Origin of the sequence: Comamonas sp. 7D-2 (assembly GCF_022749555.1) — a bacterium.
In the GTDB taxonomy this organism is placed as follows: Bacteria; Pseudomonadota; Gammaproteobacteria; order Burkholderiales; family Burkholderiaceae_C; genus Comamonas; species Comamonas thiooxydans.
Map to the genome: position 1 here is coordinate 1849475 of NZ_CP094238.1, position 25710 is coordinate 1875184.

24 protein-coding genes are annotated in these 25710 nt (G+C 62.6%); 10 read left to right on the forward strand and 14 right to left on the reverse strand.

Annotation, left to right across the window (positions count from 1 at the left end; genetic code table 11):
* Window positions 1–150: 150 nt before the first annotated feature.
* The 6 genes from MPZ60_RS08515 to MPZ60_RS08540 form a co-directional block, all read right to left on the reverse strand.
* A complete protein-coding gene (locus tag MPZ60_RS08515; RefSeq protein ID WP_034356656.1) occupies window positions 151–1245 on the reverse strand; it encodes a porin in 1095 nt (364 codons plus the stop codon).
* A gap of 107 nt (window positions 1246–1352) precedes the next feature.
* Window positions 1353–2156, reverse strand: coding sequence for a CoxG family protein (locus MPZ60_RS08520; RefSeq protein ID WP_242881840.1), 804 nt, complete (start codon window positions 2154–2156; stop codon window positions 1353–1355).
* Window positions 2146–2625, reverse strand: a complete 480-nt coding sequence (locus MPZ60_RS08525; RefSeq protein ID WP_034356661.1) for a (2Fe-2S)-binding protein — start codon at window positions 2623–2625, stop codon at window positions 2146–2148. The genes MPZ60_RS08520 and MPZ60_RS08525 overlap by 11 nt, the downstream gene beginning before the upstream one ends.
* A complete protein-coding gene (locus MPZ60_RS08530) occupies window positions 2622–3503 on the reverse strand; it encodes a xanthine dehydrogenase family protein subunit M (protein WP_034356664.1) in 882 nt (293 codons plus the stop codon). The genes MPZ60_RS08525 and MPZ60_RS08530 overlap by 4 nt, the downstream gene beginning before the upstream one ends.
* Entirely contained in the window at window positions 3496–5802 is a 2307-nt protein-coding gene (locus MPZ60_RS08535) for a xanthine dehydrogenase family protein molybdopterin-binding subunit (RefSeq protein ID WP_034356667.1), read from the reverse strand. Before MPZ60_RS08535 ends, MPZ60_RS08530 begins: the two co-directional genes overlap by 8 nt.
* Before the next feature lie 116 nt (window positions 5803–5918).
* Window positions 5919–6902 carry a tripartite tricarboxylate transporter substrate binding protein gene (locus MPZ60_RS08540; RefSeq protein WP_034356671.1) on the reverse strand — a complete coding sequence of 328 codons (984 nt, stop codon included), beginning with the start codon at window positions 6900–6902 and terminating at the stop codon, window positions 5919–5921.
* 178 nt (window positions 6903–7080) lie between these two features.
* Here MPZ60_RS08540 and MPZ60_RS08545 point away from each other — a divergent pair, with 178 nt between their 5' ends.
* Window positions 7081–7605 (forward strand): MarR family winged helix-turn-helix transcriptional regulator, encoded by a 525-nt coding sequence (locus MPZ60_RS08545; RefSeq protein WP_003061480.1) that lies wholly within the window; start codon window positions 7081–7083, stop codon window positions 7603–7605.
* A 481-nt stretch (window positions 7606–8086) separates the two neighbouring features.
* On the opposite strand, the gene MPZ60_RS08550 is transcribed toward MPZ60_RS08545, so the two are convergent.
* Window positions 8087–9259 (reverse strand): FAD-dependent monooxygenase, encoded by a 1173-nt coding sequence (locus MPZ60_RS08550; RefSeq protein WP_003061482.1) that lies wholly within the window; start codon window positions 9257–9259, stop codon window positions 8087–8089.
* Window positions 9260–9402: 143 nt separating this feature from the next.
* Between MPZ60_RS08550 and MPZ60_RS08555 the strand changes: the two genes are divergently transcribed.
* Entirely contained in the window at window positions 9403–10374 is a 972-nt protein-coding gene (locus MPZ60_RS08555) for an AraC family transcriptional regulator (RefSeq protein WP_034356674.1), read from the forward strand.
* Between the two features lie 146 nt (window positions 10375–10520).
* Here the strand turns inward: MPZ60_RS08555 and MPZ60_RS08560 are convergent, their stop codons facing one another.
* The 5 genes from MPZ60_RS08560 to MPZ60_RS08580 all read right to left on the reverse strand — a co-directional run bounded on the left by MPZ60_RS08560 (window position 10521) and on the right by MPZ60_RS08580 (window position 16228).
* Window positions 10521–12707, reverse strand: a complete 2187-nt coding sequence (locus MPZ60_RS08560; RefSeq protein ID WP_052057628.1) for a TonB-dependent siderophore receptor — start codon at window positions 12705–12707, stop codon at window positions 10521–10523.
* Between the two features lie 84 nt (window positions 12708–12791).
* Window positions 12792–13508, reverse strand: coding sequence for a DUF4198 domain-containing protein (locus MPZ60_RS08565; RefSeq protein ID WP_034356725.1), 717 nt, complete (start codon window positions 13506–13508; stop codon window positions 12792–12794).
* A 340-nt stretch (window positions 13509–13848) separates the two neighbouring features.
* Entirely contained in the window at window positions 13849–14208 is a 360-nt protein-coding gene (locus MPZ60_RS08570; protein WP_034356680.1) for a DUF3325 domain-containing protein, read from the reverse strand.
* 2 nt (window positions 14209–14210) lie between these two features.
* Window positions 14211–15923, reverse strand: coding sequence for a PepSY domain-containing protein (locus MPZ60_RS08575; protein ID WP_034356684.1), 1713 nt, complete (start codon window positions 15921–15923; stop codon window positions 14211–14213).
* The gene (locus MPZ60_RS08580) at window positions 15920–16228 is read right to left on the reverse strand and encodes a DUF3649 domain-containing protein (protein ID WP_034356687.1); all 309 of its coding nucleotides are present in this window, start codon (window positions 16226–16228) and stop codon (window positions 15920–15922) included. Before MPZ60_RS08580 ends, MPZ60_RS08575 begins: the two co-directional genes overlap by 4 nt.
* 902 nt (window positions 16229–17130) lie before the next feature.
* Between MPZ60_RS08580 and MPZ60_RS08585 the strand changes: the two genes are divergently transcribed.
* Window positions 17131–18111 (forward strand): alpha/beta hydrolase, encoded by a 981-nt coding sequence (locus MPZ60_RS08585; RefSeq protein WP_034356728.1) that lies wholly within the window; start codon window positions 17131–17133, stop codon window positions 18109–18111.
* Window positions 18112–18127: 16 nt separating this feature from the next.
* Window positions 18128–18985, forward strand: coding sequence for a GNAT family N-acetyltransferase (locus MPZ60_RS08590; protein WP_034356690.1), 858 nt, complete (start codon window positions 18128–18130; stop codon window positions 18983–18985).
* A 26-nt stretch (window positions 18986–19011) separates the two neighbouring features.
* On the opposite strand, the gene MPZ60_RS25190 is transcribed toward MPZ60_RS08590, so the two are convergent.
* Window positions 19012–19458 (reverse strand): heme-binding protein, encoded by a 447-nt coding sequence (locus MPZ60_RS25190; protein ID WP_370688516.1) that lies wholly within the window; start codon window positions 19456–19458, stop codon window positions 19012–19014.
* Between the two features lie 333 nt (window positions 19459–19791).
* Entirely contained in the window at window positions 19792–20748 is a 957-nt protein-coding gene (locus MPZ60_RS08600) for a folate-binding protein YgfZ (RefSeq protein WP_034356692.1), read from the reverse strand.
* Window positions 20749–20792: 44 nt separating this feature from the next.
* Between MPZ60_RS08600 and mltG the strand changes: the two genes are divergently transcribed.
* The 6 genes from mltG to MPZ60_RS08630 all read left to right on the forward strand — a co-directional run bounded on the left by mltG (window position 20793) and on the right by MPZ60_RS08630 (window position 25701).
* Window positions 20793–21785, forward strand: coding sequence for an endolytic transglycosylase MltG (gene mltG, locus MPZ60_RS08605; RefSeq protein WP_034356694.1), 993 nt, complete (start codon window positions 20793–20795; stop codon window positions 21783–21785).
* An 89-nt stretch (window positions 21786–21874) separates the two neighbouring features.
* Window positions 21875–22564, forward strand: coding sequence for a dTMP kinase (tmk, locus tag MPZ60_RS08610; protein WP_034356697.1), 690 nt, complete (start codon window positions 21875–21877; stop codon window positions 22562–22564).
* Window positions 22561–23586 (forward strand): DNA polymerase III subunit delta', encoded by a 1026-nt coding sequence (gene holB / locus MPZ60_RS08615; protein WP_034356700.1) that lies wholly within the window; start codon window positions 22561–22563, stop codon window positions 23584–23586. Before tmk ends, holB begins: the two co-directional genes overlap by 4 nt.
* Before the next feature lie 123 nt (window positions 23587–23709).
* Entirely contained in the window at window positions 23710–24033 is a 324-nt protein-coding gene (locus MPZ60_RS08620; protein ID WP_012837773.1) for a PilZ domain-containing protein, read from the forward strand.
* Between the two features lie 112 nt (window positions 24034–24145).
* A complete protein-coding gene (locus MPZ60_RS08625) occupies window positions 24146–24976 on the forward strand; it encodes a TatD family hydrolase (RefSeq protein ID WP_034356703.1) in 831 nt (276 codons plus the stop codon).
* Window positions 24973–25701 (forward strand): ankyrin repeat domain-containing protein, encoded by a 729-nt coding sequence (locus MPZ60_RS08630; protein ID WP_034356706.1) that lies wholly within the window; start codon window positions 24973–24975, stop codon window positions 25699–25701. The genes MPZ60_RS08625 and MPZ60_RS08630 overlap by 4 nt, the downstream gene beginning before the upstream one ends.
* Window positions 25702–25710: the final 9 nt, after the last annotated feature.

A 25710-nucleotide genomic window follows, 5' to 3' on the forward strand; every position in this document is an offset into this window, starting at 1 on the left:
GCTTCTTCTCATGCCGACCTGGACTGCCCTTGGGCAGTTAGATATGTCCGGTCTATGTTGGTGAACGAGCACCGCCTGGGGAATGTCACTTCTTCTGAAAAGCGGGTGCAGGCCACCAGGCTACCCGCACCCGCTGTATTGGCTCCGGCTTTAGAACGTATGGCGCAGGCCCATGCCAAAGCCAGTCTGGTTGACGCCAGGCAGCGGTGTTCCACCAGCTTGAGCGCTGCTTGCTCCAAAGGCCGCATTGCCGCTGTTCTTCATATAGCCCAGCGAGGCATAGGCCGCAGTGCGCTTGGACAGGTTGTAGGTACCGCGCAGTACCAGCAGCTGACCCTTGTCCGCGTTGTCCTTGTACTTGAGCTGGTTGTACTGGGCGTCCACGCTCCATTGCCCAATGGGGTAGGTCACGCCCACAAACCACAGGTCGTTGCGCGGCGATGCGATATAGCCGTCATTCTTGCGACGCATATAGCCACCACCAATCTTGGCGCCACCAAGCTTCACATAGCCGTTGAGCATGGTGCGCTTGTCGACTTTGTCGCTGCTGGTCAGCCCCGCGAAAGCACCGGGGCCGCCGCGCAGCTCGTCATGCGCCAGCGCCGCTCCCCATGTCGTGGTGTCGTACTTGAGCATGGCCGACCACTCGCGGCAGGTCTTGGAGTCGGTGCTGCTTTCTCCCGCGCAGTTGGTACCGCCGGGACTGGGGCCCGCATTGACGGCATCGCGGCCGAAGCTATAGGTTGCGCCGACCGTCAGGCCCGAGAACGTGCCCTTGTAGGAGATCGCATTGTCGGCACGTGCATTGGGAAAGTAGTTGTCCAGACTGGCCATGCTGTGCAGGCTCGGACCGATCACGTCAGCGTCGAGTACGGACCAGAACAGCATGGTGTATTGACGGCCCAGCCCCAACGATCCCCAGGGGCCGTTGAGGCTGACGAAGGACTGGCGGCCGAAACCACGACCGCCCTGGTTGAGAGCTCCGCTGTCGGGACCGATACCCATCTCCAGCGTGAAGGATGCGCTCAATCCGCCTCCCAGATCCTCGCGGCCGCGAAAGCCCAGGCGCGATGGAACGCTGCCCGTCAGATTGGGCATGCGTGTGAGGCTGGACTTGGTTGCGCCCACGTTGTTCATGGTTTCGACGGCCGTGTCCATGATGCCGTAAATCTGTACGGACGATTGTGCATGTGCCAATCCTCCCACCCCCAGAAGCGCAATGGCGCTCGCTACCTTCTTCAGCATGAATGTCTCCAATTTTTAATGTCGTTCAGTATTTTTTGCATGCGTGGCTTGATGTGATTGAGCTGTTGAGTCGTGAGCCTCCTTGCTGGTCGGAGCAAAAACAGTGCTTACTTGTGCAGAGACCGGAGCCATTCCCGGCATTCGGATGCAGCTGTGGCAGGCCACTCGACACAGATCGTCTTGTCCATCTGACGCACTTCTACGCGTATGACCTGGCCGGCGCGGCGTGCATTGCGGGCACCTCCGAAGATGCGAGCCCACCAGCCGGCTTCGCTGTATGTGTCCTGTGTCGAGGCTGTGATGGCTGCTTCCATCTGTTCCTGCGGAACTTTGCTAGAGGAGACGGTCGGCGCTGCGGCAGGTTTGATCTCAGGGCTCGCGACAGCTTGCTCGGCCAATGAAGGCATGGCGGGCGCTGTCGAGGGGCTGGCGGAGGAATGTGGTGCGGCATCAACGATCAAGCCACCAGCCTCGATGCGAGCAGCCAGATTGCTGCCAAACTCTTCCCAGAGACGATCGGCCTTGGTTTTCATGACCGACAGGCCGAAGGCGCCCAGGCGGCCCAGCACGTCGACATTGACCTTGATCCGTAGATCGGTGCCGCCGTTGGCAGCAGGCGTCAGGAACACTTCGCTGGTCTGCTTGAGCGAACTGGCCACCGAGGCATCCTCGCCGGTGCCTTCCACGCGCATGTATTCCGGAGCCTTCTGCTCGACGATCTTGGTCTTGAGCTTGAACTTGGCGCTGATGAAGGAAATCTTCTGGTGCATCTCCGCCACGTATTCCGTGGGGCTGATGACATCGATGGACTTCATTCCGGGCACGGCTCCGGCCATGATCTGGGGATTGAGGAGCAGATCCCAGACCTGCTGGGGAGGGGCTGAAACGGTCAGGGTTTTTTCAATTTCCATGATGCATCTCCTGTGCTGCATGCAGCACGGATTCGACGATTTGGGTGTAGCCGGTGCAACGGCAGAGATTGCCGTTGAGGCCGTGGCGCACTTCTTCGCAGTTGGGCTGGGGCGTGTTCTTGAGCAGGTCGCAGGAGGCCATGATGAAACCCGGCGTGCAGTAGCCGCATTGCAGGCCGCCGCACTGCATGAAGTTCTTCTGCAGGGGGTGCAGCTGCTCGTTGGCGGCCAGCCCTTCGATGGTGGTGATGCTGCGCCCCTGAACCTGCACGGCCAGCATCAGACAGGATTTGATGACTTCACCGTCCAGCAGCACCGAGCAGGCGCCGCAGGTGCCGGTCTCGCAACCCCGCTTGGTGCCGGTCAGGTGCAGGTCGTCCCGCAGGAAATCCGATAGCAGTCGCCGTGATGCGACTTCGGCGCTGTGCGATTCGCCGTTGACCTGGCATTCGATGCGATGCGTGCTCATGCGGCAACTCCTTCATTGATATCAATTCCGAACAACGTGGCCACCGTGCGGCGGGTCACCGTGCGCACCATGGCGCGGCGAAACTCGCTGCTGCCCCGCAGGTCGGAGACCGGCTGGATGTCCTCGGCCACGATGCTTGCGACCTCTGAAGCGAGCTGCGCATTCACGGTCTTGCCGCGCAAGCAGTCTTCGGCACGGCGCAGCCTGGTGGGAATGGGCGTGGATGCCCCAATAGCCAGACGTGCCTGGTGACATATCTGCCCCTCTCTTTGCACGACCAGGGCCACGCTGACCAGGGGACGGTGCTCTGCTGCCGTGCGCAGAAAGCGCGTGTATTCCCCCTGGGTGCCGGGCGCCTGCAGCGGCACCCGGATTTCCAGCAGTAGCTCATCGCTCTCCATGGCCGTGGTGTAGTAGTCGACCAGGAACTCTTCCATCGACAGCACGCGTTCTCCGCGTGTGCTGCCCAGAACGACCGAGGCGTCGAGGGCCATCAGACAGCCGGGCGGGTCCGTGGATGGGTCGGCATAACAGAGATTGCCGCCTATCGTGCCCTGGTTGCGCACCTGCGGATTGGCCACCTGGGCGGCCATCCGGGCCAGCACCGGTGCATGCGCCTTCACGAGCTCGGAGCGAGCCACATCGATATGGCGGCTCATAGCCCCGATACGCAGACCTTGGTGCGGATCGAAATCGATGCCATGCAGCCGGGGCAGCCTCGCCACCGAGATCAGGTGCGTGGGCGCAAGCATGCGTTGGCGCATGGCCAGCATCAGCGCAGACCCGCCCGCGATGATGCGTGCATCGTCACCGTACTCGGCCAGCATCTGGCTGGCCTCCGCAACCGAGCGGGGCTCCGCAAAATCAAATTCACGCATGGCTTGCTCCTTGCTGCTGCTTGTCGCGCAATGCAGCCAGCACTTTTTCCGGGGTGATGGGCAGATCGGTGATGCGCACGCCAATCGCGTCATAGACGGCGTTGGCTATGGCTGGCGCGCCGGGTAGGATGGCTGTTTCGCTGGCACCCTTGGCGCCATAGGGGCCGTTGGGATCGTTGGATTCCACAAGGCCGCCGCGCAGCATGGGAACCGCATCGGCGGTGGCCATGTTGTAGTCCGCGAAATTGCCGTTCGCCAGGCGCCCGCCCTCGTAGTGCAACTGCTCATACAGCGTCCAGCCTATGGCCTGAACGGTGGCGCCATTGGTCTGGCCGTGAATCGCAGTGGGGTTGAGCGCCTTGCCGCAGTCGTCGGCGACATAGCTGTCGATGACGCTGACCTGGCCGGTCTCGATATCCACTTCGACTTCAACGGCCTGGGCGGCGTAGGAGTAGGCAGCGGCGATATTGCCGTAGAGCTTGTCGTCATGCATGACGGTCTTTGGGTCCCAGGTTCCGGCGACCTGGATACCACCTCCACCATGGCGCCAGATATGCTGGCGTGCCAGCTCGGCCACGGTGATGCGGCGTTCAGGCTCCGCGCTCACATAGACGGCACCGCCTTTCAGCGTCAGCGCGTCGTGCGGTGCACCCAGGCGCTCGGCAGCCAGGCTCAGCAACTCTTGCCGCGCCTTGCGCGCAACGATGATGGCCGCGTTGCCGCCCGACATGGTGACGCGTGAAGCCAGAGTACCCACGGCCACTGGTGCGACATCGGTGTCGGGTGCAAGCACATGAATATCGGCCAGAGGCAGGTCCAGCTCATGGGCCACGATCTGGCTGAGCATGGTGCTCGCTCCCTGGCCCATATCGCATTCACCGCTGATGAGGAAAACTCGACCGTCCTCATTGATCTTGATGACCAGCGTCGATCCATCCCAGTTGCCTATGGTGCGATTGCCGCTCACATGCATGGCAGCTGCCATGCCCACGCCGCGGCGCTTGATGCCACTGGCCTTGACGCGTTGGCGTTTGCTTGCCCAACCTATGGCCTCGGTTGCCATGTCTATGCACTCCAGCAGTCCTGTGCTGCCGATATGCCAGCCGTGAATCGAGACATCACCGGCCTTGAGCGCGTTGAGCTTGTGCACCTGCACCGGGTCCAGGCCCAGTTTCTCCGCCATGGTGTGGATATGGCTGTTGAGCGCAAACTGCATCTGGGTTCCGCCAAAGCCCCGGAAGGCGCCGCGTGGCGGATTGTTGGTGTAGTACAGCGTCGCTTCAGAACGCACATTGGGATTGCGGTGCATGTTGTCGCTGCGCATGGCACTGACGTGCATCACATCACCGGCAAGGCCTGCATATGCACCGCATTCGGCAATGATGCGAACCTGCTTGGCGACAATGCTGCCGTCCTTGAGCATGCCCAGCTTGAGGGTGATGCGCTCGGGCACGCTGGCACATGCGGCCTGGAAGTCCTCCAGGCGGTTGTTGACCAGCCGCACCGGACGTCGGGTATGCAGAGCCAGCAGGCCGGCAAGCAACTGGTTGTCGTCCTCCACGATCTTGCCGCCGAAGCCACCTCCGGTAGCGGCCTGAATCACGCGCACGCGGGAAATGGGCAGACCCAGGGTCATGGCCACCTGCATGCGCACCAGATTCACTGCCTGGGTCGAGGTATAGAGCACAAGCCGGCCATCGGGGTCCAGCGAGGCCACCGTGGCCATGGGCTCCATATAGCCGGGGTATTGAGAATGCGTGGTGTAGGTGGCTTCGTGAATCAGATCCGCGGCGGCAAAGCCTGCCTCCACGTCACCGCGCTCGAACTGGATATGCTGGGCCACATTGTTGCGCCCTGGATGGATGTCGAAGGCTTCCTCGTCCCTGGCTTCCTCGGGCGTCAGAATGGCGGGCAGTTCTTCGTATTCCACCCGAATCAGATCCAGCGCGTCGCGTGCGATCTCTTCGGAAACAGCGGCCACGGCTGCCACCTCTTCGCCGCAATAACGCACCACGCCTTTGGCCAGGACGGCGCGCTCCTTGTGATGCGCCCCCCAAAGATTGGCGGGCGCATCCTCGCCGGTCAGGACCGCCTTGACGCCAGGCAGCGCGCGCGCCTCGGTGGTGTCTATGCGAGCGATGCGCGCATGCGGGTAAGGGCTGCGCAGAACCTTGCCATGCAGCATGCCGGCAAGCTTGAGATCTCCTGCGTAGATGGCCCGACCAAGCACTTTTGCCTTGGCCGTCACCTGTGGAGTGTCCATGCCCAGCGTGGATCGAGATGAAAGAGCAGATGTCATATCCGTACCTCGCAGCGGAAGGCCCGGGGTCGCTGCGGACCAGAGGCTTGTGCCACTTCAGTCATATAGAGGTTTGTTGGAATCGCCCAGGACTGGGCCTGAACGATTCATTGGTGTCACTCGGCCACGATGCCGAGTTCCTTGATGGCTTTGCCCATCACCATGTACTCGCGTTGATTGAGATCGCTGAGCACCTTGGGCGACCCGCCCGCAGGCAGGGCGCCGAAGACAGCCAGTTTTTCCACGACTTCGGGCTCACGCAAAATGGCATTGAGGTGCTCGTTGAGCAGATTGATTACCGCCGCCGGAGTCTTTTTCGGCGCGAAGAAGCCGTTCCAGGCGCTGACCACCACATCCTTGTAGCCCAGCTCGGTCAATGTCGGAACGGCAGGTGCCAGCGATGAGCGCTTGGTATCGCCGATGGCCAGCGCCACCAGCTTGCCGGAGTCCAGATACTGGCGCACAGGCCCGAAAGTGACCCAGGCAGTATCGACATGGCCGGCCACGACATCGGTTACCGACGGGCCGACGCCGCGGTATGGAACATGGGACAACTTGACGCCGGCGGCTTTGTTCAGCCATTCGCCGGCGATGTGCATGGGCGAGCCGGCGCCGGGGCTGGCATAGGAGACGGTGGCGCCACTCTTGGCCCTGGCAATCAGTTCGGGCAGGTTTTTGACACCGAGCTTGGGGCTCGTGACCAGCACCAGGGGCTGGGTGGCGGTGTTGATGATGGCTTCGTAGCCGTTGAGTACGTCGTAGGCTGCAGCGCCCGACAGCTTCATGACCAGGGGGGCGGTGGTGAAGGGGTTGGGAGTGAACAGCAATGTGTAGCCATCGGAGCGTGCACGCCCCACCATGCCGTTGCCTATCGCCCCGCCGGCACCCGGGCGGTTGTCGATCAGCACGGTCTGCTTGAGCCTGTGGCTGAGCTTGTCGGCAAAGAGGCGGGCGATTGCATCGGTATCCCCGCCTGGCGGGTAGGACACGATCACCGTGATGGGCTTGCTCGGATAACTTTCTTCGGCAAGCACCGGCTGCGCAAGCAGCGTGCCGCAGGCAAGAGCGGTAAAGCAAAACTGGCGTCTATCAACTGACATGGTCGCCTCTCCTTGGGCCGTGGGTATAAATCTGGCGTGCGATCTTTAATGATTCATAAGTGAAACACTGAATCGCAAAAGAAACAATAAACGGAGTTATACGCTTATGGTTGATCGATCAAATTGCTGTTTTCACTGTTGACATATGAATTTGTTAATTCAGATGGAACAATGGCGCATGAACAAGAAAACATGCGAAACGCCCTGGTCGCAGCTCAATGCGCAAGGCGACGGACTGACAGTGGACGACTTCATCACCACCTTGATGAGCCAGGTGGGAAATGCTCTGCGGCGCACGATTACCGTGCCCTATGCCGAGAAACACGATCTGACGGTCTCTGAGTGGCGCTTGCTGGCCTTGATTGCTCACTCGAAGCGGTTGGCCTTCTCGGATCTGGTCATTCAGTCCACCTCGGACAAGGCCTTGGTGAGCCGCGCTCTCAAGCGGCTGCAAGCCAAAGGCCTGGTGGATCTGCAGGGTGAAGGCAATACGCCGCGCAAGAAGATTTTTTGTCAGGTCACCGAACAGGGCGAGGCCCTGCATGCACAGGTCATGCCCTTGGCGCGTGCCAGCCAGGCTGCCGCCATTCGGGCATTGCCTGAAGATGAGCGCAATGCCATGTACAACGCGCTGATGCGCTTGCGTGCACATTGCGAGAAAGCAGGCGCTTTGTCCGGCGAGGATGAAGCAGGTCTGGAATAGTTCCTGTGTCCCTGTGTTGGACAACCGCCAGAATGCTGTTGCAACACATATAGACGCACGAATTTCCGCATGCTGCAGGCGGGGTCATCCGCACATTACATGTGCTTCGCCGGTTGATGCGTCATTTGAGAATGAGGGCCGGGGTCCGCAACTTCCAAAGCAGCGGCCGGAAGTCACAGGCCAGTACTTTCTCGCCTGGCTTCCGAGGCCGCTCGTCACCGTCCTCTGACATGTCTCGCAAGTCAGCAGCGCTTGGCGAAATCCGGATCCGCCATGGCAAGATGCGCTCCCGCAGATGCCTGTTTTCTTGCTCATGGGCAGAGGCAGGCTCATGCAATGGGCCAAGCAAGGCATGGGCGCCTGCCAGCCATGCACCGTGGCTTTTCGCCAGATGCCGACAGCGCCACGATGCCCGTTCAAGACCGCACCATCAACCCCCGAAGGCGCTGCGCAGGGCAACACTGCCGGGGTGTACTGTCGTTTAGGTAGAGCAGGCAACCGGCTCGGCCGTCAAAGCAACTTGCCACGCGTCATAGCCATAGACCCAGTCGGCATTGCCTCCGGCACGCAGCCAGTTATTGCCTCGCGAGCCTATCTGGATCTGGCTGGTGCGCTGCTTGCGCATGGCCTCGTAGTTCTGCAAGGCTTGCGCAACGCCTTCGGCATCCTGCACTGCATCAAGGTTGCGGGCCAGCACCACGGCATCTTCGATAGCCATGCCGGCGCCCTGGGCCATGAACGGCATCATGGGATGGCTGGCATCGCCGAGCAGCGACACTCGTCCCTGCGACCAGTGCGGCAGCGGGTCGCGTTCATACAAAGCCGTCTTGAGCACGCTGTCACACGCATCCAGCAAGGCTCGTGCATGTGGATGAAAGCCGGCATAAAAGCTGCGCAGTTCGGTCACGCTGCCCTCGGTGGTCCAGGATTCCTCATGCCAGGATTCCTGCGCCGTGGTGGCGAAGATAAAGGTGTCGCGGCCCTGATTGAGCGGAAAGGTCACGATCTGGCTGTCAGGAGTCGGTCCCCACCATTTGGTGAAGGCCCCGATATCGGGAACATGGCGCACACGCTCGGTGGGCACCACGGTGCGAAATGCCACCACTCCGGTAAAGCGTGGGCTCTCTGCGCCAAACAGGGATGTGCGCACCACCGAATGAATTCCGTCCGAGCCTATCAGCGCATCCAGTCCATCGACTCGCGCGCCGTCGGAAAATTCCACGGCAACACCGGCATCGGTTTGCACAATCCGGTTGACGCGTTTGGCGAACTTCACCTGCTCATGGGGAAAGGCGTCGGCCAGCGCAGCCAGCAGGTCGGCGCGATGGATGGTGAGTTGTGGCGCACCGTATTGACGCTCGGCCTCATTGCCCATGGTCAGGCGCGATGTTTCCTCGCCGTTGTCCCAGGTGCGGCTGATACGGTGCGTTGGGCGGGCTGCCGAAGCCCGTACGGCAGCCGCAATGGCATCGCCCAGTCCGTCTAGTGCGCGCACAGCATTGGGCGTCAGATTGATATCGGCGCCCACGCGCAGGTATTGCCGGCTCTGCTCGAACACCGTCACCTCGTGTCCGCTGCGGTGCAGCGCGTTGGCGGCGGCCAGGCCACCAATGCCGCCGCCCACAATGCCTATTTTCAATCGTGTCTTGGACATGTTTGCTCCTTGATATGGGTATGGTTTGCTCGTTCCGGGCTGCGCAGGCAGCCCGCATACGGTGCCAGCCAGTGTCGACAAGGCCGCCTGTCACGTGAAGCGCAAAGCATCCATAAAATGACACAAATCGTCCGGAATCCTCCATGAAACAAAGCAGCGACCATTTAAGCGACGTGCTGGCCATCTGCCGAGCCGAGCGCGCGGTGACGGCCAGCTTTTCATTGGGTGAGCCTTGGGCGCTGGCGTCCGAGGGAGTGCCGGGGACCATGATCCGCATCGCCCAGGGGCAGCCGTACTGGCTGCAAGTACAAGGCCAGTCACCGTTGCAGGTCTTGCCTGGCGATCTGGTGGTGTTGCCGCTGGGCAGTCCGCACGTAATTGCGTCGGACCTCGCGCTGGCACCGGTTCCGTTCGCACGCATGATCGAACGCTTTGCCCAGGGGCCGAAGGACGAGAATCCTCTGACGTTCGAGCATGGCGGAGGCGGGGCCCAGACCCGCATCGATTCGGTGCTGCTCTGGATATCGGCCTACTGCCGGCACTCCATATTGACTCTGCTGCCGCCGCTGCTGCACATACCTGCAGCGCAGGCCGCTCCACCGGCCATGCTGGGCAACATGCTGCAGACTCTGATAGAGGACTCGCTGGCGCGACGCGCCGGCTGGCGTTTGGCAGCCGCGCGCCTGGGTGAGTTGGTCCTGATCCACGTGCTCAGCAACCATTTCGCCGCACAGCAGCAGCGCGGTCAAGGCTGGGTGCGCGGCCTGGCCGATGTGCAGATTGCCAGGGCCATGGCCGCCATCCACGGCCGCCCCAGCCATGGCTGGACCTTGCAGGCCCTGGCCAGGGAGGCGGCCATGTCGCGCTCGCTCTTTGCCGAAAAATTCAAGGCGCTGGTTGGAGAATCGCCCATGGCCTATCTGCAGCAGCAGCGTATGGCCCATGCAGCCCAGCAACTGGAATCGGGTTTGCCGCTGGCCCAGATCGCCGAGGATTGCGGCTACGAGTCAGAGCGTGTTTTTGCCCGCGCCTTCAAGCGCTGGTGCGGTTTGCCACCGCGCGCCTATCAGCGCAGCGCCAAGGCGCTCAGAAACGAATTTGCTGCGCTGAAATGAGGTTCTCCAGCCGCTTGCGTGCAGCACTTCAATCAAGCGCAGCCTGCCTTGCCAGCTGCCCTCACAAACTGAAGAGAAGGTGTCTTTGACGCCTTCGCCTCGGATTCCATAGTGGCGGCTGGACATTGTTCGCATTGCCTGCCCGTTCAGTAACGATAGGTGGCAGTCAGCAGAAAGTTGCGGCGTTCGCCGTAGAAGCAGTCGCCGCGCGACAGGCATTGGGTGATCACCACCTTGTCGCCGATATTGTTGGCATGCAGGGCAAGGCGCCAGTCTCCGGCGTCATAGGCCACCATCGCGTCTGCCAGCAGGGATGAGGGCGTGTCGATGGCAGAGGTGCCGCTCCACTGTGGTCCGATATAGCGCAGACCGGCGCCGAGACTCCAGCCTCCGCGGCCCTGAGCGGCAAATCGGTGCATCAGCCAGCTGGAGGCCATATGGCGCGATACCGAGGCCACGCGCTGTCCCTGGTCGCCAGCATTGCTGCGGCTGATTTTTGCGTCGGTATAGGCGTAGGCCAGCGTCCAGTCCCAGTTTCTGGCAAGGCTTGCGATCAGCTCGGCTTCAAAGCCCTGGGTTTTGACCTCGCCCAGTTGCAGGCTGTTGAGCGGGTTGCCTGGGTCATTGGTCTTGCGATTCTGTTCACGCAGGCCGTAAACCGCGGCATAGCCAGATATGCCTTTGCCCTCGGGAATCCATTTCACGCCGGCTTCCAACTGCTTGCCGCGCTGGGGCTTGAACGGCGTGCCGTAGAAGTCCACGCCGCCCAGTGGCTGGAAGGACTCGGTGTAGCTGACATACGGAGCCCAGCCGCCACCGGCCTGGTAGGTCACACCCAGGCGCTTGGTGGTGGCAGAGTCGTCGGCAGCCGCTGCCGGGCGACCTTCGGTCTCGGTTTTGGCCTTGTCGTGACGCAAGCCTACTGTCGCGGTCCAGGGGCCCCAACGCAACTGGTCCTGCAGATAGAAACCGAGCTGGCGCTGTGACACGTTGGGCGCACGTACCAGCTGGGAGGCCGAGGGCGGCGTGAACGTGCCATACACGGGATTGTAGACATCCAGCGCCGTGCCTGGCCCGCGCCAGTTGGATTGGTTGCTGGTGTTGCGCTGCCAGTCCATGCCTGCAAGCAGCTGGTGCTGAACCTCACCGGTTTGCAGCAGGCCTTCGAGCTGCGTGTCGACCAGCAGCATGCGTCCGCCATTGATCTGCCATACGGCATCGCGCTGTACGGTGCGGCCGTTGGCGTCAAACACCGGACGTGCCGGACGGCCCGTGGCTGCGTTGGCTGCAAAGCTGGTGTAGAGCGTGCGGTAGTCCACCTCGCTGATGGTGCGGCGCAGGTTCTGACGCAGTGTCCATTGAGGGCTTAGACGATGGCTGAACAGATAGCCAAAGGACTTGTTTTCGGAGTCGTACTTGTCCCAGCCCGGTTCGCTGATAAAGGTGTTTGTCGGAATCTGCCCATAGGGGCTGGGCAGGCGCGTGCCCTGCCAGGGAAAGAACTGGGTGATGGAGCCGCTCTTGTCCTTTTGGTACAGGGCTTGCAGCGTCAGCGAAGTATCGGTGCTGGGACGATAGGTCAGCGAAGGCGCAATCACCACGCGGTCGTCCTTGACATGATCGACCTGGGTGTTGCTGTCGCGGCCCACGGCCACCAGTCGGTAGAGCCACTTTCCTTCGTCGTCAATGGCGCCCGTCATGTCGCTGGCAATCTGTTTGCGGCCGTGGCTGCCCAGCTGTATCTGCACCTCACGCATGCGCTCGGCCTGGGGGCGTTTGCTGGTCAGGTTGAGCACACCGCCCACGCTGCCCTGGCCATAAAGCACGGAGGAGGGGCCGCGCAGGAATTCCACGCGCTCCAGCGTGTAGGGCTCGACTTTGATGTTGTTGTAGGTGCCGTAAGTGCGCAGCAACCCGTCCTGGTACTGACTGACATCACCGCCGCGGGCCTTGAAAGAGTCCACGCGGTTGTCGAAATAGCTGGAATTGATGCCCGCCGTGTAGCGTGTGGTTTCGCGCAGTGTGGTCACGCCCTGGGCTTCGAACTGGTCGCGCGTGACCACGCTGATCGATTGCGGCGTTTCGATCAAGGGTGTATCTGTCTTGGTGGCCGAGATCGCACGCCGGGCGACAAAGCCGCTGACCGGACCTGTGGCAGTTTCGCCGGCCAGGCTGTCTTGCACGGTAACGGGGGCCAGCATGACTTCGGCACTGCCGTCTGCGCTGGGTGCGGGAAGCGAGGTCTGTGCCTGAGTGCCCAGGCTCAGGCAGGCCAGGGCGCTGAGCAAGGTCAGCGATGGTCGGCTGGGTACGCCGGGGAATGGGTAGTTCATGATGCTGTTATCAAATAGATGGTCACGGACAATGACCACCAGGGTTGGTTGGAGCGGTTGCAGGAGTGAATGGGAGGCTCTGCGTCAGGGCTTGATGGCGGACGGCAGGGCGGGGGATGGCATGCCGTCCTTGACGCTGAAGCTCAACGTGGTCACATAGCTGGCTTCGCCATAGCGCTTGCCTTGCGCTTCGCCGCCTTGCTTGTCGCTGTGATGCACTTCGGCCACGTACAGGCCCTTCCAGGGCAAGGCAAAGTTGACCCGGCCCTGCTCGTCGCTTTGCGCCTCGCGCGACCAGCCCGAGGGGGCGACGATTTGCACCTTGGCCTTGGGCAGGGCCTGACCGTTGAAGCTCACCATGAATTGGCCCTGCTGGCCCGTGGGCACCAAATCCAGGGCCTGGGCATTGACGGCCACGGCCTGTGTCGGCGTTGCTACCCAGCGGGCCGCAGGTACCCACAGCAAAGCTGGTTCATTGCGCTTGCTGCGGTCAATCAAGGGATAGGAGGCGCTGGCAAAAAGGGTTTGGGCCTGGCTTGCCGCGTTGTAGCTGAAACCCGTGGCATTTCGCTGGCCGCTCAGTTGCAGCGTGCCGCTGGCTGTTTGCTGGGCCAGCGTGGGTGTGGCCAGAAATTTGTCCAATGCACCGGGCGAAGTCTCGCGCAGGTTGTCATTGAACTCACCAAAAAACAACTGGGCCTGGCCGCCATCGTTCTCCAGCCAGACTTGATGAGCATGGGCTGTGCCCAGACTGGCAAGCAGCAGAGTGGCGAGAGCAATGGGATGATGAAAATTGCGCATGAAAATCTCCTTGGATGCTGGATAGGTGAATGAATTGCTCTGCACGAGTGAAGGTCTTCTGCCCGATATCCAGACTCAAGCACCGGTCTGGATTCCAAGAAAAGAGAGCCTGTTGATCTCTTGTATGGCCCTGTGCTCTTTCCTTGCACCTCTTGTTCAATCGATTGGTCACGGCCAGCCATGCAAGGGCCGAGGCGGCTGCTGCATCGCGATGCGCATGCAATGTCCTTGCCCGGTCATGATCGGGATTCCTGTTGCATCAATAGCTGCCTGGGTTCTCAGTCATTGATGCTCAGCGACTCTCTGATTCGTGGCCCCTGCAGGTTCTGAAGGCAGTCCGTCAAGGACCGAGGCGGTCGAAGGTAAAAACCAGTATTCCCAGTGCCAGTGCCATCAAGCCAAACAGAGGCAGGCGCTGCGCTTGCCAGGTCGCCATGCTGGTGGCGGCCAGAGCCGCCAGGCAAAGAGCGGCCGTCCACACGGTGGCCGACATGGCTGCGGTGGTTGCGCCCGGAAAGCCCAGAGCAATGCCCAGTGACAAGGCCAGCAGGATCCAGCCGGCTTGGAACAGGCGCTGGCGGCGCAGTACTGCGGCGGGAGCTTCACTATCGATATCCGGCCAAGCGTCTTCATGGTGTCGGTCCATGGCCAGGGCAAGGGCCGTCCAGGCGGCAAAGCACAATAGAAAGTCGAGCAGCATTGCTATGCCTCCTGCGCGGTGTTGTCGCCAGGGATCCCTTGGGAGCCGGGCTGGCGTCCCGGGGCTGTCGCAGCCTTGGCGGGGAGCGCATGTCTGGCTGCAGGCTGGGATTTGCGTTGCAGCAGATGTCGGGTGAGGGCGGCAAGCATCAGCCCCGTGACCGCAAAACTCAGGTCCATGCCGGCCCAGCTCCAGTCCATGGCCGGCAGGCTGATGCCCAGATGCGTTGAAGTGGTCAAGGCATTGACCAAAGGCAATAGCAGGTATGCGGTGGCGGCCATGCCCAGCACCAGTGCCCATCCTTGGCGCGTGGGCCGGATCAGGCCCAGCAGCAAGGCCAGCGCCCAGGTGCCGAAGAAGCAGGACAGTTCGGCATCGGGGCGGCCTGGCATCTCCAATGGCAGCAGCCGGTTGGCCAGCAGATAGGCCGCGATCGCCAGCGGCAGACCGCCCATGAGGCCGATATTGAAACTTGCCACCAGCCGTTCGCCAAAGGGCAGGGGGGCGGCAGGTGTCTTGCGCAGGGCCTGGGCGCGGCGCTTGACCGACCACAGTATCAGGCCCGAGGCAATCATCAGCGAACCCATGACGCCAAAGCCAAACAGCACCCAGCGCATTCCGATATCAGCGAAACGTCCCAGATGCAGGCCATAGAGCACGCCATAGGTTTTGATGGCCGGGCTTTGCGGATCGACCTGGGTTTGTAGCTGGCCGGTGCGGCCATCGAAACGCAGCCGCGCTGGTCCGTATTGCAGCCTGTCGCCGTCGTGGCGGGTGATTTCCACCAGAGGACCCTGGCTGTCGCTGCGCACGGTGATGCTGCCGACACGACCGCCCCGCCACAGCTGACTGGCCTGGCTCAGCATGGGGCCCAGATCCAGCATGGGCAGGGGTTCGGCCTGTGCGTTGCTGCCACGCCTGGCGCTGCGCGCACCGGGAACATCGCCCTGCAACTCGGAGAAATAGCTTTGCGAATCCGTTCCTTTTGCGCCAGGGTAGGCGGCGGCTATGCCGGCCGGCATATACATGGCGTGAAAGATCATCAGACCGCTGAACGTAATCATCAGATAGAACGGCAGCACCAGTACCCCCGAGACGTTGTGTGCGTCCAGCCAGGCGCGCTGTCCGCCCTTGCGCGGGCGAAAGGTGAAGAAGTCCTTGAAGATTCGGCGATGCGTGACCACGCCGGTCAGCAAGGCAATGAACATCATCAGCGTCGCCGCGCCCACCACCCAGCGGCCCTGGATCGTCCAGCGGCCCTTGTGAGCGGTGCGAAGCTCGAAATGGAAGCGGTAGAAAAATTCTCCGCCAGCGGTCTCTCGGGCCTGCAGTGCGGCCCCGGTTTGCGGGTGCAGCAGCAAAGTCTCGAAGCGGCTGTTGGGCTTGTCGCGCCACAGTACATTGACGGCCGGCGTACGTTCATCGGGCAGACGCATGATGAAGTTGCTGACGCCCGGCGCGTGCTCGTGCAGCGCCGCCTGGGCGCGTTGCGCAACGTCGCTGTCGGGTAGTGGCAGGCCATGCAGCTCGGGTCGCATCCACAGATTGAATTCGTTCTTGAAGAAGCTCAGCGTGCCGGTGACGAAAATCGCAAACAGAAGCCAGCCCAGAATCAGTCCCGACCAGGTGTGCAGCCAGGACATGGCCTGGCGAAAACCCTCCTGCTCGGGCTGACGCGTGGTTCTGGCGCTTGTCTTGGTTTGAGGGGCGGTCATGCTTCCACCCCCAACCACAATGGCCCATACAGCGCTGCGCTTAGGGCTAGGGCAGGAAGGAGTACACCGGCCCAGGCAAGCCAAGCCGTGCGTGCATAGAAGGTCCAGGCAATAGCCATGGCGTAGATGACCCAGGACAGCAAGGTGGCGGTCATCACCGCCTCCACGCGGCTCATCAGGGAACTCAGCAGCAGACTCAGGGCAGCAGTACTGAATGCGGCCAGCGCATAGCCTCCAAGGACGGCAGCCAAACTGCGCGAGGCAATCGCAAGGCGGTAGTGAATAAGGGGCGATGTGGCTTTCATACCGCCTCCTGATGCGCTGGAGCTGGGCGGCAAGGATTGCCGCAGACAGGAGCTGCAACGACAAAGCGCGGGTGAATCACCCTTGATGAGGAAAAGCAGGTATACGGAGAGCTCAGCATGACAGACAACCAAACGATGCAGTCGATTCGCTGGCTGGCTTGCGTCAAGAAATCATGCTGGCGTGCGAAGAAATGTAAAGCCGAGTATAGATGTAATTGAGAATGATTGTTATTTATTTGTTATTCGGCTTACAGAGCCTAAAAAGCGACATCTGAAGTTCTTCCCATCATTGGGCCATTGCCTGCCTGGCGGACGCCTGAAGGCCCTTCCTGGAGCGGTGGGCGACTCATCGCCGGGGCAGACCGGTATTCCCCTGAGCCCTACCTGGTGCGCAAGCTAGTTCTTCTTCTCTTCTGCACACGCTCTATTGCGACCACCACGGATGGCAGCTGAACTGGCTGAAGCGGCGAGTGCATTGTGTGCAGGATGCTTAGGATCTGGCACAGGACACCTTCATGCGTCTTCTCAGTCAGTACTCGCAGGAATTGCAGGAGCGTGCTTTTTTGCCGCTGTGTTGGCGGGCGGAATGGGCAGCCGCGATGCACAGGCCCTGCATGGGCTCTCTGGCCGTTCTGGTCTCTTTGCTGTTGTGGTTCACCTCGACTCAGGTGAGCGACGATGTCGGCATGTCGGGCCTGCTCTACGGACTGATGGTCTGGATGCTCCTGCCGCAGGTCCTGCTTCACCGGGATCCCGCGGCTGCCGCCGTGCTGCTGCTTGTCATGGGCTGGCTCCCTGGAACGTCTGCGACGGTATCGATTACCAACAATTGTCGGCATTGGCCTGCAGACTTCGGAGTTGCAACGCACAATGCCATCCTGTGTTTTTTTACCGTCGTGATCATGTCCGATTCTTCTGCGGCTTTGCCAGCCAGTCTGACACCCTCCATGCGCGATGTGCTGCGCCGCATGGAGCGGGCCGCGCGCACTCCCATGCATCAGCTCGGTGCGGAAGCTGCCAAGGCGGCTTATGAAGCTGGCGCCGGCGTGCTTGAGATCCCCAAGCAGGCCTTGCCCCGTGTGGAGGACCTGCAGATTCCCTCACGCGACGGAGCGAATCTGCCGGCCCGCCTCTATGCTCCTGTGACCCGCGATGAAGCCCCCGCTGCGGGCTTGCCTGCGCTGCTGTATCTGCATGGTGGCGGCTTTACGGTAGGCAGCGTGGCCACGCATGACCAGCTTTGCCGCCAGCTCGCACACCTGGCGGGTTGCATGGTTGTGTCGCTGGACTACCGCCTGGCGCCGCAGTTCCAGTTCCCCGTTGCACATAACGATGCCTGGGATACGCTGCAGTGGTTGGCAGCCCATGCGCAAAACCTGGGGGCGGATGGCAGCCGCCTGGCTGTCGGCGGCGACAGCGCTGGCGGTACGCTGGCGGCAGCCTGTGCCATCGAAGCGCGCAACACCGGCCTCAAGCTTGCCTTGCAGCTGCTGATCTATCCGGGAACCACGGCGCACCAGGATACCGACTCCCATCGCCGCTTTGCCCATGGACTGGTTCTTGAAGAAGCTTCCATCACCTGGTTTTTTGCGCAATATATCGCCAGACGCCAGGATCGCGAGGATTGGCGCTTCGCTCCTTTGCTGGCCCCCGATGTCGACGATGTCGCACCCGCCTGGATCGGCCTGGCCGAGTGCGACCCCCTGGTGGACGAGGGCGTGGAATATGCTGACAAGTTGCGCATGGCAGGCGTGTCTGTGGATCTGGAAATCTACAAGGGCGTGACCCATGAGTTCGTCAAGATGGGCCGCGTGATTGCCGAGGCGCGTCAGGCGCACCGTGACATGGCGCAGGCCTTGCGCGGCGCGTTTGGATTGAATTGAAACCAGAGTGAGAACCATGAATCGACAGGACTTTCGCAGCTTTACCCGTATCGAGGTGCGCTGGGCCGAAGTGGACGCGCAGAAGATCGTCTTCAATGCCCACTATCTGATGTATGCCGATGTGGCCATCACCAACTACTGGCGCCAGCTGGCCATTCCTTACGAGGCAGGCTTTGCATCGCTGGGCGGCGAGCTGTTTGTGAAAAAGGCCAGCACGGTCTATCACGGCTCGGCCACTTTGGGCGATGTGCTGGATGTCGGCATCCGCTGCGTCAAACAGGGCAATACCTCGCTGCAGTTCGAGGCAGGCATCTTCCGGGGCATGGAGCTGCTCAACACCGTGGAGCTGGTCTATGTGTTTGCCGACGCGGCGACGCAGACCCCCAGGCCCGTACCCCAGGCCATGCGGGATCTGCTCACGGCCTATGAAGCAGGGCAGGAGGTCGTCACGCTGCGCTCGGGCAGCTGGAACGATCTGGGGCGCGACGCCGAGCGCCTGCGCCTGGCCGTGTTTGTGCGCGAGCAGGGCGTGCCGCGCGAGATCGAGATCGACGAGCTCGACCCTGTGGCGCGTCATGTGGTCTTGTTCAACGGCTTGAACCAGCCCGTGGCCACGGGCCGGCTGGTCAGCGATGCGCCGGGCGTGGGGCGTATCGGCCGCATGGCCGTGGATCGCAGCGTGCGCGGCGGCCGCTGGGGGCGCATGGTGCTCGAGAGCCTGATGGATGCGGCGCGCGATCGCGGTGACAAGGAAATCGTGCTGCACGCGCAGCGCCATGCTGAAGCCTTCTATTTGCGCGCAGGCTTTACGCCGGTAGGCGAGCCTTATGAGGAGGCCGGCATTCCCCACATCACCATGTGCAAAGTACTTTGATACATTTTTTGATAGCTTGTAGCGCTTTATCTGTAGGCGTTCAAGCCCGATTTGATGCTTGATGCGAAGGAGCACCCATGGCAAGAATCATGACCGTCCTCTGTCTGATCGGGGTGGCGGCGGCTGCCTATGTGGCTTATCGCTACGGGGTCTTCTGAGTCCGTTCGGGCGAGGTCCGGGACAGAGGTGAGCGGGCGGCTGAAGGTGGGGGCCACCCGCTGGCGAGAGCGCTCTGCGGCGGCCTGCTTCGCAGGCCTTGCCGCACGCAGGCTCGAGCCCAGCCCTTTCTCCGCTGCGTGCCGGCGGCATTGCTGCAGCTGATCCTTCAGCGCGGTGATGGCCTTCTGGGCGCAGGCCTCGTCCAGATGGCCGCCAGGCGCACCGGCCACGCCAATCGCACCAAGGGTTTCATTGCCGGTCTTCAGGGGCACGCCGCCCAGCACCATGGCCAGCAGCACGCCAAAGCGGTCCACGCCGAGGCGCTGACGTTGTAGCCGTCGGCGCTGCGGGCCGCCACGGTCTGCTGGGCCAGCTGCACGGCGCTGGTGCTGGCAATGCTGCGGGTGGAGGCGGTCGCTGCAGCTGCGCTGCGGGCTCCAGCAAAGTCTGGCCGTTGAGGCGTCGCAGCCCACTGCCGTCCGGCAGGACGTTGTCGTCCAGCAAGTGGGAGGAATCAATGCGAACGCAGAGCCAGCCTTCGGGGTCTGTTATCTTTTTGAGGAAAAGATAATGACCTGGGTGCAAGTAAAGTTTAGCGGTGGCCGGGCCCGCACTGCCAGGCCTGCGGCAGTGCGGGCCCGAGACGTTCAGATATCCGCCAGCAGCTCGTAGGGCAGGGGCAGGGGCTGCAGCGCAATGCCCTTGCCCGCATCGGCGCTCTGGCCTTCGGCCAGCGCAGCATGGGCAAACAGATCGTCGCGGCTGGAAGAGGCAATCTGCATCGAGACGATGGCATCCCAGCCGCCTTGCACAGCTGCTGCTGCCTGCACCACGGTGCCGGTTGCCTGCTCGAGGTCTTCGGCGCTGAAGACTTCCTGGCCGACGCTCAGAGCCTGCTCGGCATGAACCAGATAGGCGCGGCGCTTGAGCGTGCCGCGGAACTGGCTGCGAGCCACCACTTCCTGGCCGGGGTAGCAGCCCTTCTTGAAGTTGACGCCGCCCAGGGATTCGTAGTTCAGCATCTGGGGCACAAAGGCATCGACCACGGGAGCCGATAGCGTGGCCACGCCGCTCTGGACTTCGGACCATTGCCAGAGGTCTTCGCTCAGCAACTGCCCTTCGGGGGCCTGGCCCGCAGGGCCTACCCAAAGCGCACGCTGGTTGCCTGCAGCGGGGTAGAGCGCGATCACATGGGCATCGCCTTGCTGCTTGAGCGCCCAGGCCGCCGCATTCTTGCCGGCAAGCTGCTCGGCGGCCTGGCCGGCCAGGCCGTAGAGAGCAAAGTCGGCTGTTGCATCGCTGAGCTTGCACTGGGCGCGCAGCACAAACATGGACAGGCGCTTGAGCGTGGGGGCTAGCAGGCTGCGGTCACAGATCAGCACAATTTCATCAGCGCTGCGCCTGAAGCCGATAAAGCTGGCCAGCATGCGGCCCTTGGCCGTGCAAAAAGCCGCAAGGCGGGCCTGATCGAACTTGAGCAGCGCGAAATCGTTGCTCAACTGGCCATGGAGAAAGCTGGCTGCGTCGGCGCCAACGGCGCGGATGACACCAAGGTGGGAAATGGGGGTAATGCCGTTCAGGGGCAGCGTCTTGGGCTGGGTCATGGCTGAATTATGATCGTCGCTCTGTGTACTGATGGATCTAGCTTGTGCGTGCCCTTATTCGAGCACTGATATTTTTGCTGCTTCTGGCTGCCCTGGCGGCGGGAGGCGCCTGGTGGTGGCTGAACCAGCCGCTGCAGTTGTCCGAACCCAGTCTGGAGCTGGAGATAGAGCCCGGCACCACGCCACGTGGCGTGGCGCAAAACGTGGTCAAGGCCGGGGTGCAAACCGATGCGCGCCTGCTCTATGCGTGGTTTCGCTTCTCTGGCAAGGACCGCGCCATCAAGGCTGGCAACTACGAACTGAGCACGGGGCTCACGCCCTATGTGCTGTTGCAAAAGCTGGCGCGGGGCGAGGAAAGCCTGCGTGCGCTGACTCTTGTTGAAGGCTGGAACTGGCGCCAGGTGCGTGCGGCGCTGGCGCGTGAGGAATTCCTCAAGCAGGACAGTGCAGGGCTCAGCGACGAGGCCGTGATGACGGCACTGGAGCGCGCGGGCGTGCCGCCTGAAGGCCGCTTCTTCCCCGACACCTATACCTACGCCAAGGGCAGCTCGGACATGGCAGTGCTGCGCCGTGCGCTGCATGCCATGGATCGCCGTCTGGCCGATGCCTGGGCCATGCGGGCGGCCAATACCCCGCTCAAATCCGCTGATGAAGCCCTGATCCTGGCCAGCATCGTGGAAAAGGAAACCGGCCGCGCCGCAGACCGCGCGCAGATTGCCGGCGTTTTCTCCAACCGCCTGCGCATAGGCATGCGTCTGCAGACCGATCCTTCGGTCATCTATGGCGTGGGGGCCAGCTTTGACGGCAATCTGCGCAAGCGTGATCTGCTGGAGGACACGCCCTGGAACACCTATACCCGTGCGGGCCTGCCCGTCACGCCGATCGCCATGCCCGGCAAGGCTGCGCTGATGGCGGCCGTGCAGCCCGATCAGACCAAGGCTCTGTACTTCGTGGCCAAGGGTGATGGCACCAGCCATTTCAGCGCCTCGCTGGACGAGCACAATAGGGCCGTCAACCGCTACCAACGCGGTCAATAAGCAATCCTTGAGGGCTGCAGGCCGTGGTCTGTGCCCTGTGTCGAATCAAACAACTGGTGCCGCCATGCGCCGCACTAGAGGAAATATCAGTGAGTACAGCTTTACCCAAGGGTCTGTTCATCAGTTTTGAGGGCATCGATGGCGCGGGCAAGTCCTCGCATATCGAGGCACTGGCCCAGGCTTTTCGCGATCAGGGCCGGGCGGTCACGCTGACCCGCGAGCCCGGCGGCACGCCGCTGGCCGAAAAGCTGCGCGCCCTGATGCTGCATGACGCCATGGACCCGCTGACGGAGGCGCTGATCGCCTTCGCGGCCCGGCGCGACCATCTGGTGCAGGTCATAGAACCGGCGCTGGCGCGTGGCGAGGTGGTCATCAGCGACCGCTTCACCGATGCCACTTTCGCCTACCAGGGCGCGGGCCGAGGCTTCAGCTGGGAGCAGTTGTCGGCTCTGGAACGCATGGCTCAGACCGGTACCGCGCTGCAGGCAGGGCCGTCCCCGGACTTCATGCGCGAGCCCGACATGACGCTGTGGTTTGACCTGCCCGCCGAAGTGGCTGCCGAGCGCCTGGCCACGGCCCGTGTTCCCGACCGCTTCGAAGCCCAGCCCGGCGAGTTCTTTGCCCGCGTGGCCCAAGGCTATGCGGAGCGAGCCCGGACTGCGCCTCAGCGCTTTGTGCGCATCGATGCCCATGCCAGCCGCCACGCCGTGTGGCAGCAGATCACCCAGGCCGTGGTGCGCAAGGGCTGGCTGGCCATCATGGTGGGCAGCAAGCCATGAGTGCCGTCGACGTCGAAGCGCCCTGGATCGCCGCGCAGCGTGGCCGCCTGCTGGCCCAGCGTGGTCATGCCTGGCTGCTGCAAGGGCCTTCGGGTCTGGGCCAGTACGCTCTGGGACTGTCGCTGGTGCGCGCCTGGCTTTGCGAGCAGCCGTCTGCGCAAGGCGCTTGCGGCCACTGCGCCAGCTGCCATGCCATTGAGGTGCGTGCCCATGCCGATCTGTGCGTGCTCATGCCCGAGGTGCAGATGATGGAGCTGGGCTGGCCGCTGCCGGAAAAAGCCCAGGCCGACATCGACGACAAAAAGCGCAAGCCCAGCAAGGAAATCCGCGTGGAAGCCATGCGCGATGCCGTGGAGTTCTGCCAGCGCACCAGCGCGCGCGGACGCGGCAAGGCCGTGCTGGTCTACCCGGCCGAGCAAATGAATGCGATTACCGCCAACGCCCTGCTCAAGACGCTGGAGGAGCCGCCCGGAGACACCCGCTTCGTGCTGGCCAGCGAGGCAGCGCACCAGTTGCTGCCCACCATTCGCAGCCGCTGCCTGACGCACACCATGACCTGGCCTGCGGCGGCCGAGGCCGCGCAGTGGCTGCAGGCGCAAGGTTTGAACGAGTCGGATGCCGCTGCGGCCTTGCAGGCTGCCGGCGGCCGACCCGGCGATGCGCTGCGCATGGCGGCGGACGCGGGCAAGGCCGCCGCCTGGGCGCAACTGCCAAGGCAGCTGGCCAAGGGAGATGTGGCTGCGCTGGCGGCTTTTGCTCCCGTGGATGCCGTGCAGGCGCTGCAGAAAATCTGCCACGACCTGATGGCTCTGGCCGGCGGCGGCGAGCCCCGGTATTTCTCGCCCGCCGATCTGCCGGGCAAGCCGCTGCCCATGGCGCTGCTGGCCGAATGGTCACGCGAGCTGGTGCAGGCGGCGCGCACGGCCGATCACCCCTTCAATGCCGGGTTGATGATGGAGGCCCTGGCCTCCAGGGCTCGGGCGGTGCTGATCTCGGGCAAAGCCGCCAGAGCCGTGCGCTAGGTCATGAGGCAAGGGTTTGGTCAAAATTTTTCCGGGTGTTAACCTCGCGGGTACAGCCGCCCGGCTGCCACAAGAATTCTGCTATCCACTATGAACGCAACTACCACCCCTCGTCCCAGCGTGATGCAGCTGGCGATCAAGGAAAAGGCAGCGCTGTATGCCGCCTATATTCCGTTGTTCGCCGAAGGGGGGATTTTTGTGCCCACGCAGCGTGACTACCGACTGGGCGATGATGTCTATGTGCTGCTGACCCTGCCCGACGATCCGCAGCGCTACCCGGTCGCGGGCCGTGTGGCCTGGGTGACGCCCGAGCGAGCTTCCGGCAATCGCACCCAGGGCGTGGGCATCCAGTTTCCCAAGGATGCCAAGTCCGCCGAGCTCAAGGCCAAGATCGAGCAGATTCTGGGCACGGCCCTGAGCTCCGAGAAGCCGACCCAGACAATCTGATTTTTAACACTGGCGCGCTCCCACATCAGAGACGCCGAGCAAGAGCCGTCTCGCAGCGATGGCGTCGTCCCCTGGGGAAGCGGCGCAGCCGCTCAGGAGCGGTCCAATTTCTATGTTTACCGATTCCCACTGTCACCTGAATTTCCCCGAGCTGAGCGCCAATATCGCGCAGATCCGCGAAGCCATGGCTGCTGCCAAGGTCACGCGCGCGCTGTGCATCAGCACGACGATGGAAGAGTTTCCCGAAGTGCACCAGCTGGCGCTGGACTACGACAATTTCTGGGCCACCGTGGGCGTGCACCCCGACACCGAGGACATGACCGAGCCCAGCGTGCAGGACCTGGTGGAGCGCGCTGCGCTGCCGCGCGTGGTGGCGATCGGCGAGACCGGGCTCGATTACTACGGCATGGAAGACCGCAAGGGCGGTCGCACGATTGCCGATCTGGAATGGCAGCGCGAGCGTTTCCGCACGCATATCAAGGCGGCGCAGATCACGCAAAAGCCGCTGGTCATCCATACCCGCAGCAGCTCTGACGACACCCTGGGCATTTTGCGCGAGTGCGGCGAGGCGGATTCCGCCACCCAGGCCGGCGGGGTGTTTCACTGTTTCACCGAAACCGCCGAAGTGGCCCGTGCCGGGCTGGACATGGGTTACTACATCTCCCTGTCGGGCATCGTGACCTTCAAGAATGCCCAGCATCTGCGCGACGTGGCGGCCTTCGTTCCGCTGGACAGGCTGTTGATAGAAACCGACAGTCCTTATCTAGCGCCCGTGCCCTACCGCGGCAAGACCAATAATCCTTCATATGTGCCCTTTGTGGCCAAGCAGATTGCCGAGGTGCGCGGCATTTCCATCGAGGAGGTGGCCGCCGCCACCAGTGCCAACTTTGACCGCCTGTTCAAGGGCGTGACCTTGTCAGCGAACTCTGGAGCCAGTGCATGAGTCTTTTTGCTGCCCCATCGATTGCATCATCATTGAGCCGCCGCCAGAGCCTGCGCTGGGCCGGTGCTGCTGTCGTCGGGGTGGCTGGCCTGCCAGGACTGGCACGAGCCAATGACTACGAGGACTATTCGCGGGCGCTGGTCAGCGACAACTCCAGTGCCATGGTGAATCTGATCTTTCGCGGCTTCAACGCCAACACCCTGGATTCGCGCGGGCGGCCGGGGCTGGTGGCGGCCCTGCATCAGGACTCGCTCAAAGTCTTCGATGTGCTGCTCAAGGCGCCGCGCATCGATGTCAATCTGGCCTCGCGCCAGAATGAGACGCCGCTGATGATGGCCTGCATCAAGGGCCATCTCGACATTGTGCGCGAGCTGATCAAGCGCGGTGCCGACGTCAATCGCGAGGGCTGGACGCCGCTGCATTACGCGGCCTCTGCCGATACGCCGCAGACGCTGGACATCATCAAGCTGCTGCTGGAGGAAAGCGCCTATATCGATGCCGCTTCACCGAACGGCAGCACGCCGCTGATGCTGGCCGCCCAGTACAGCAGCGAAGCCGTGGTCAGGCTGCTGCTGCAGGAGGGGGCGGACATCACGCTGCGCAACCAGCGCAATATGACGGCAGCGGATTTCGCCAGGCTGGTGGACCGGCAGTACATGGTCGATCTGCTGGGCAAGGCGCTGCAGCATGAGCGCCGTACCCAGCCCTCGCGCGGGAGCTGGTAGTGGGCGCAG

What these genes read in the sequence shown, in the direction of transcription:
- MPZ60_RS08515 (WP_034356656.1), bottom strand. Translation starts at nt 1,245, where the DNA reads ATGCTGAAGAAGGTAGCGAGCGCCATTGCGCTTCTGGGGGTGGGAGGA.
- MPZ60_RS08520 (WP_242881840.1), bottom strand. Translation starts at nt 2,156, where the DNA reads ATGGAAATTGAAAAAACCCTGACCGTTTCAGCCCCTCCCCAGCAGGTC.
- MPZ60_RS08525 (WP_034356661.1), bottom strand. Translation starts at nt 2,625, where the DNA reads ATGAGCACGCATCGCATCGAATGCCAGGTCAACGGCGAATCGCACAGC.
- MPZ60_RS08530 (WP_034356664.1), bottom strand. Translation starts at nt 3,503, where the DNA reads ATGCGTGAATTTGATTTTGCGGAGCCCCGCTCGGTTGCGGAGGCCAGC.
- MPZ60_RS08535 (WP_034356667.1), bottom strand. Translation starts at nt 5,802, where the DNA reads ATGACATCTGCTCTTTCATCTCGATCCACGCTGGGCATGGACACTCCA.
- MPZ60_RS08540 (WP_034356671.1), bottom strand. Translation starts at nt 6,902, where the DNA reads ATGTCAGTTGATAGACGCCAGTTTTGCTTTACCGCTCTTGCCTGCGGC.
- MPZ60_RS08545 (WP_003061480.1), top strand. Translation starts at nt 7,081, where the DNA reads ATGAACAAGAAAACATGCGAAACGCCCTGGTCGCAGCTCAATGCGCAA.
- MPZ60_RS08550 (WP_003061482.1), bottom strand. Translation starts at nt 9,259, where the DNA reads ATGTCCAAGACACGATTGAAAATAGGCATTGTGGGCGGCGGCATTGGT.
- MPZ60_RS08555 (WP_034356674.1), top strand. Translation starts at nt 9,403, where the DNA reads ATGAAACAAAGCAGCGACCATTTAAGCGACGTGCTGGCCATCTGCCGA.
- MPZ60_RS08560 (WP_052057628.1), bottom strand. Translation starts at nt 12,707, where the DNA reads ATGAACTACCCATTCCCCGGCGTACCCAGCCGACCATCGCTGACCTTG.
- MPZ60_RS08565 (WP_034356725.1), bottom strand. Translation starts at nt 13,508, where the DNA reads ATGCGCAATTTTCATCATCCCATTGCTCTCGCCACTCTGCTGCTTGCC.
- MPZ60_RS08570 (WP_034356680.1), bottom strand. Translation starts at nt 14,208, where the DNA reads ATGCTGCTCGACTTTCTATTGTGCTTTGCCGCCTGGACGGCCCTTGCC.
- MPZ60_RS08575 (WP_034356684.1), bottom strand. Translation starts at nt 15,923, where the DNA reads ATGACCGCCCCTCAAACCAAGACAAGCGCCAGAACCACGCGTCAGCCC.
- MPZ60_RS08580 (WP_034356687.1), bottom strand. Translation starts at nt 16,228, where the DNA reads ATGAAAGCCACATCGCCCCTTATTCACTACCGCCTTGCGATTGCCTCG.
- MPZ60_RS08585 (WP_034356728.1), top strand. Translation starts at nt 17,131, where the DNA reads ATGTCCGATTCTTCTGCGGCTTTGCCAGCCAGTCTGACACCCTCCATG.
- MPZ60_RS08590 (WP_034356690.1), top strand. Translation starts at nt 18,128, where the DNA reads ATGAATCGACAGGACTTTCGCAGCTTTACCCGTATCGAGGTGCGCTGG.
- MPZ60_RS08600 (WP_034356692.1), bottom strand. Translation starts at nt 20,748, where the DNA reads ATGACCCAGCCCAAGACGCTGCCCCTGAACGGCATTACCCCCATTTCC.
- holB (WP_034356700.1), top strand. Translation starts at nt 22,561, where the DNA reads ATGAGTGCCGTCGACGTCGAAGCGCCCTGGATCGCCGCGCAGCGTGGC.
- MPZ60_RS08620 (WP_012837773.1), top strand. Translation starts at nt 23,710, where the DNA reads ATGCAGCTGGCGATCAAGGAAAAGGCAGCGCTGTATGCCGCCTATATT.
- MPZ60_RS08625 (WP_034356703.1), top strand. Translation starts at nt 24,146, where the DNA reads ATGTTTACCGATTCCCACTGTCACCTGAATTTCCCCGAGCTGAGCGCC.
- MPZ60_RS08630 (WP_034356706.1), top strand. Translation starts at nt 24,973, where the DNA reads ATGAGTCTTTTTGCTGCCCCATCGATTGCATCATCATTGAGCCGCCGC.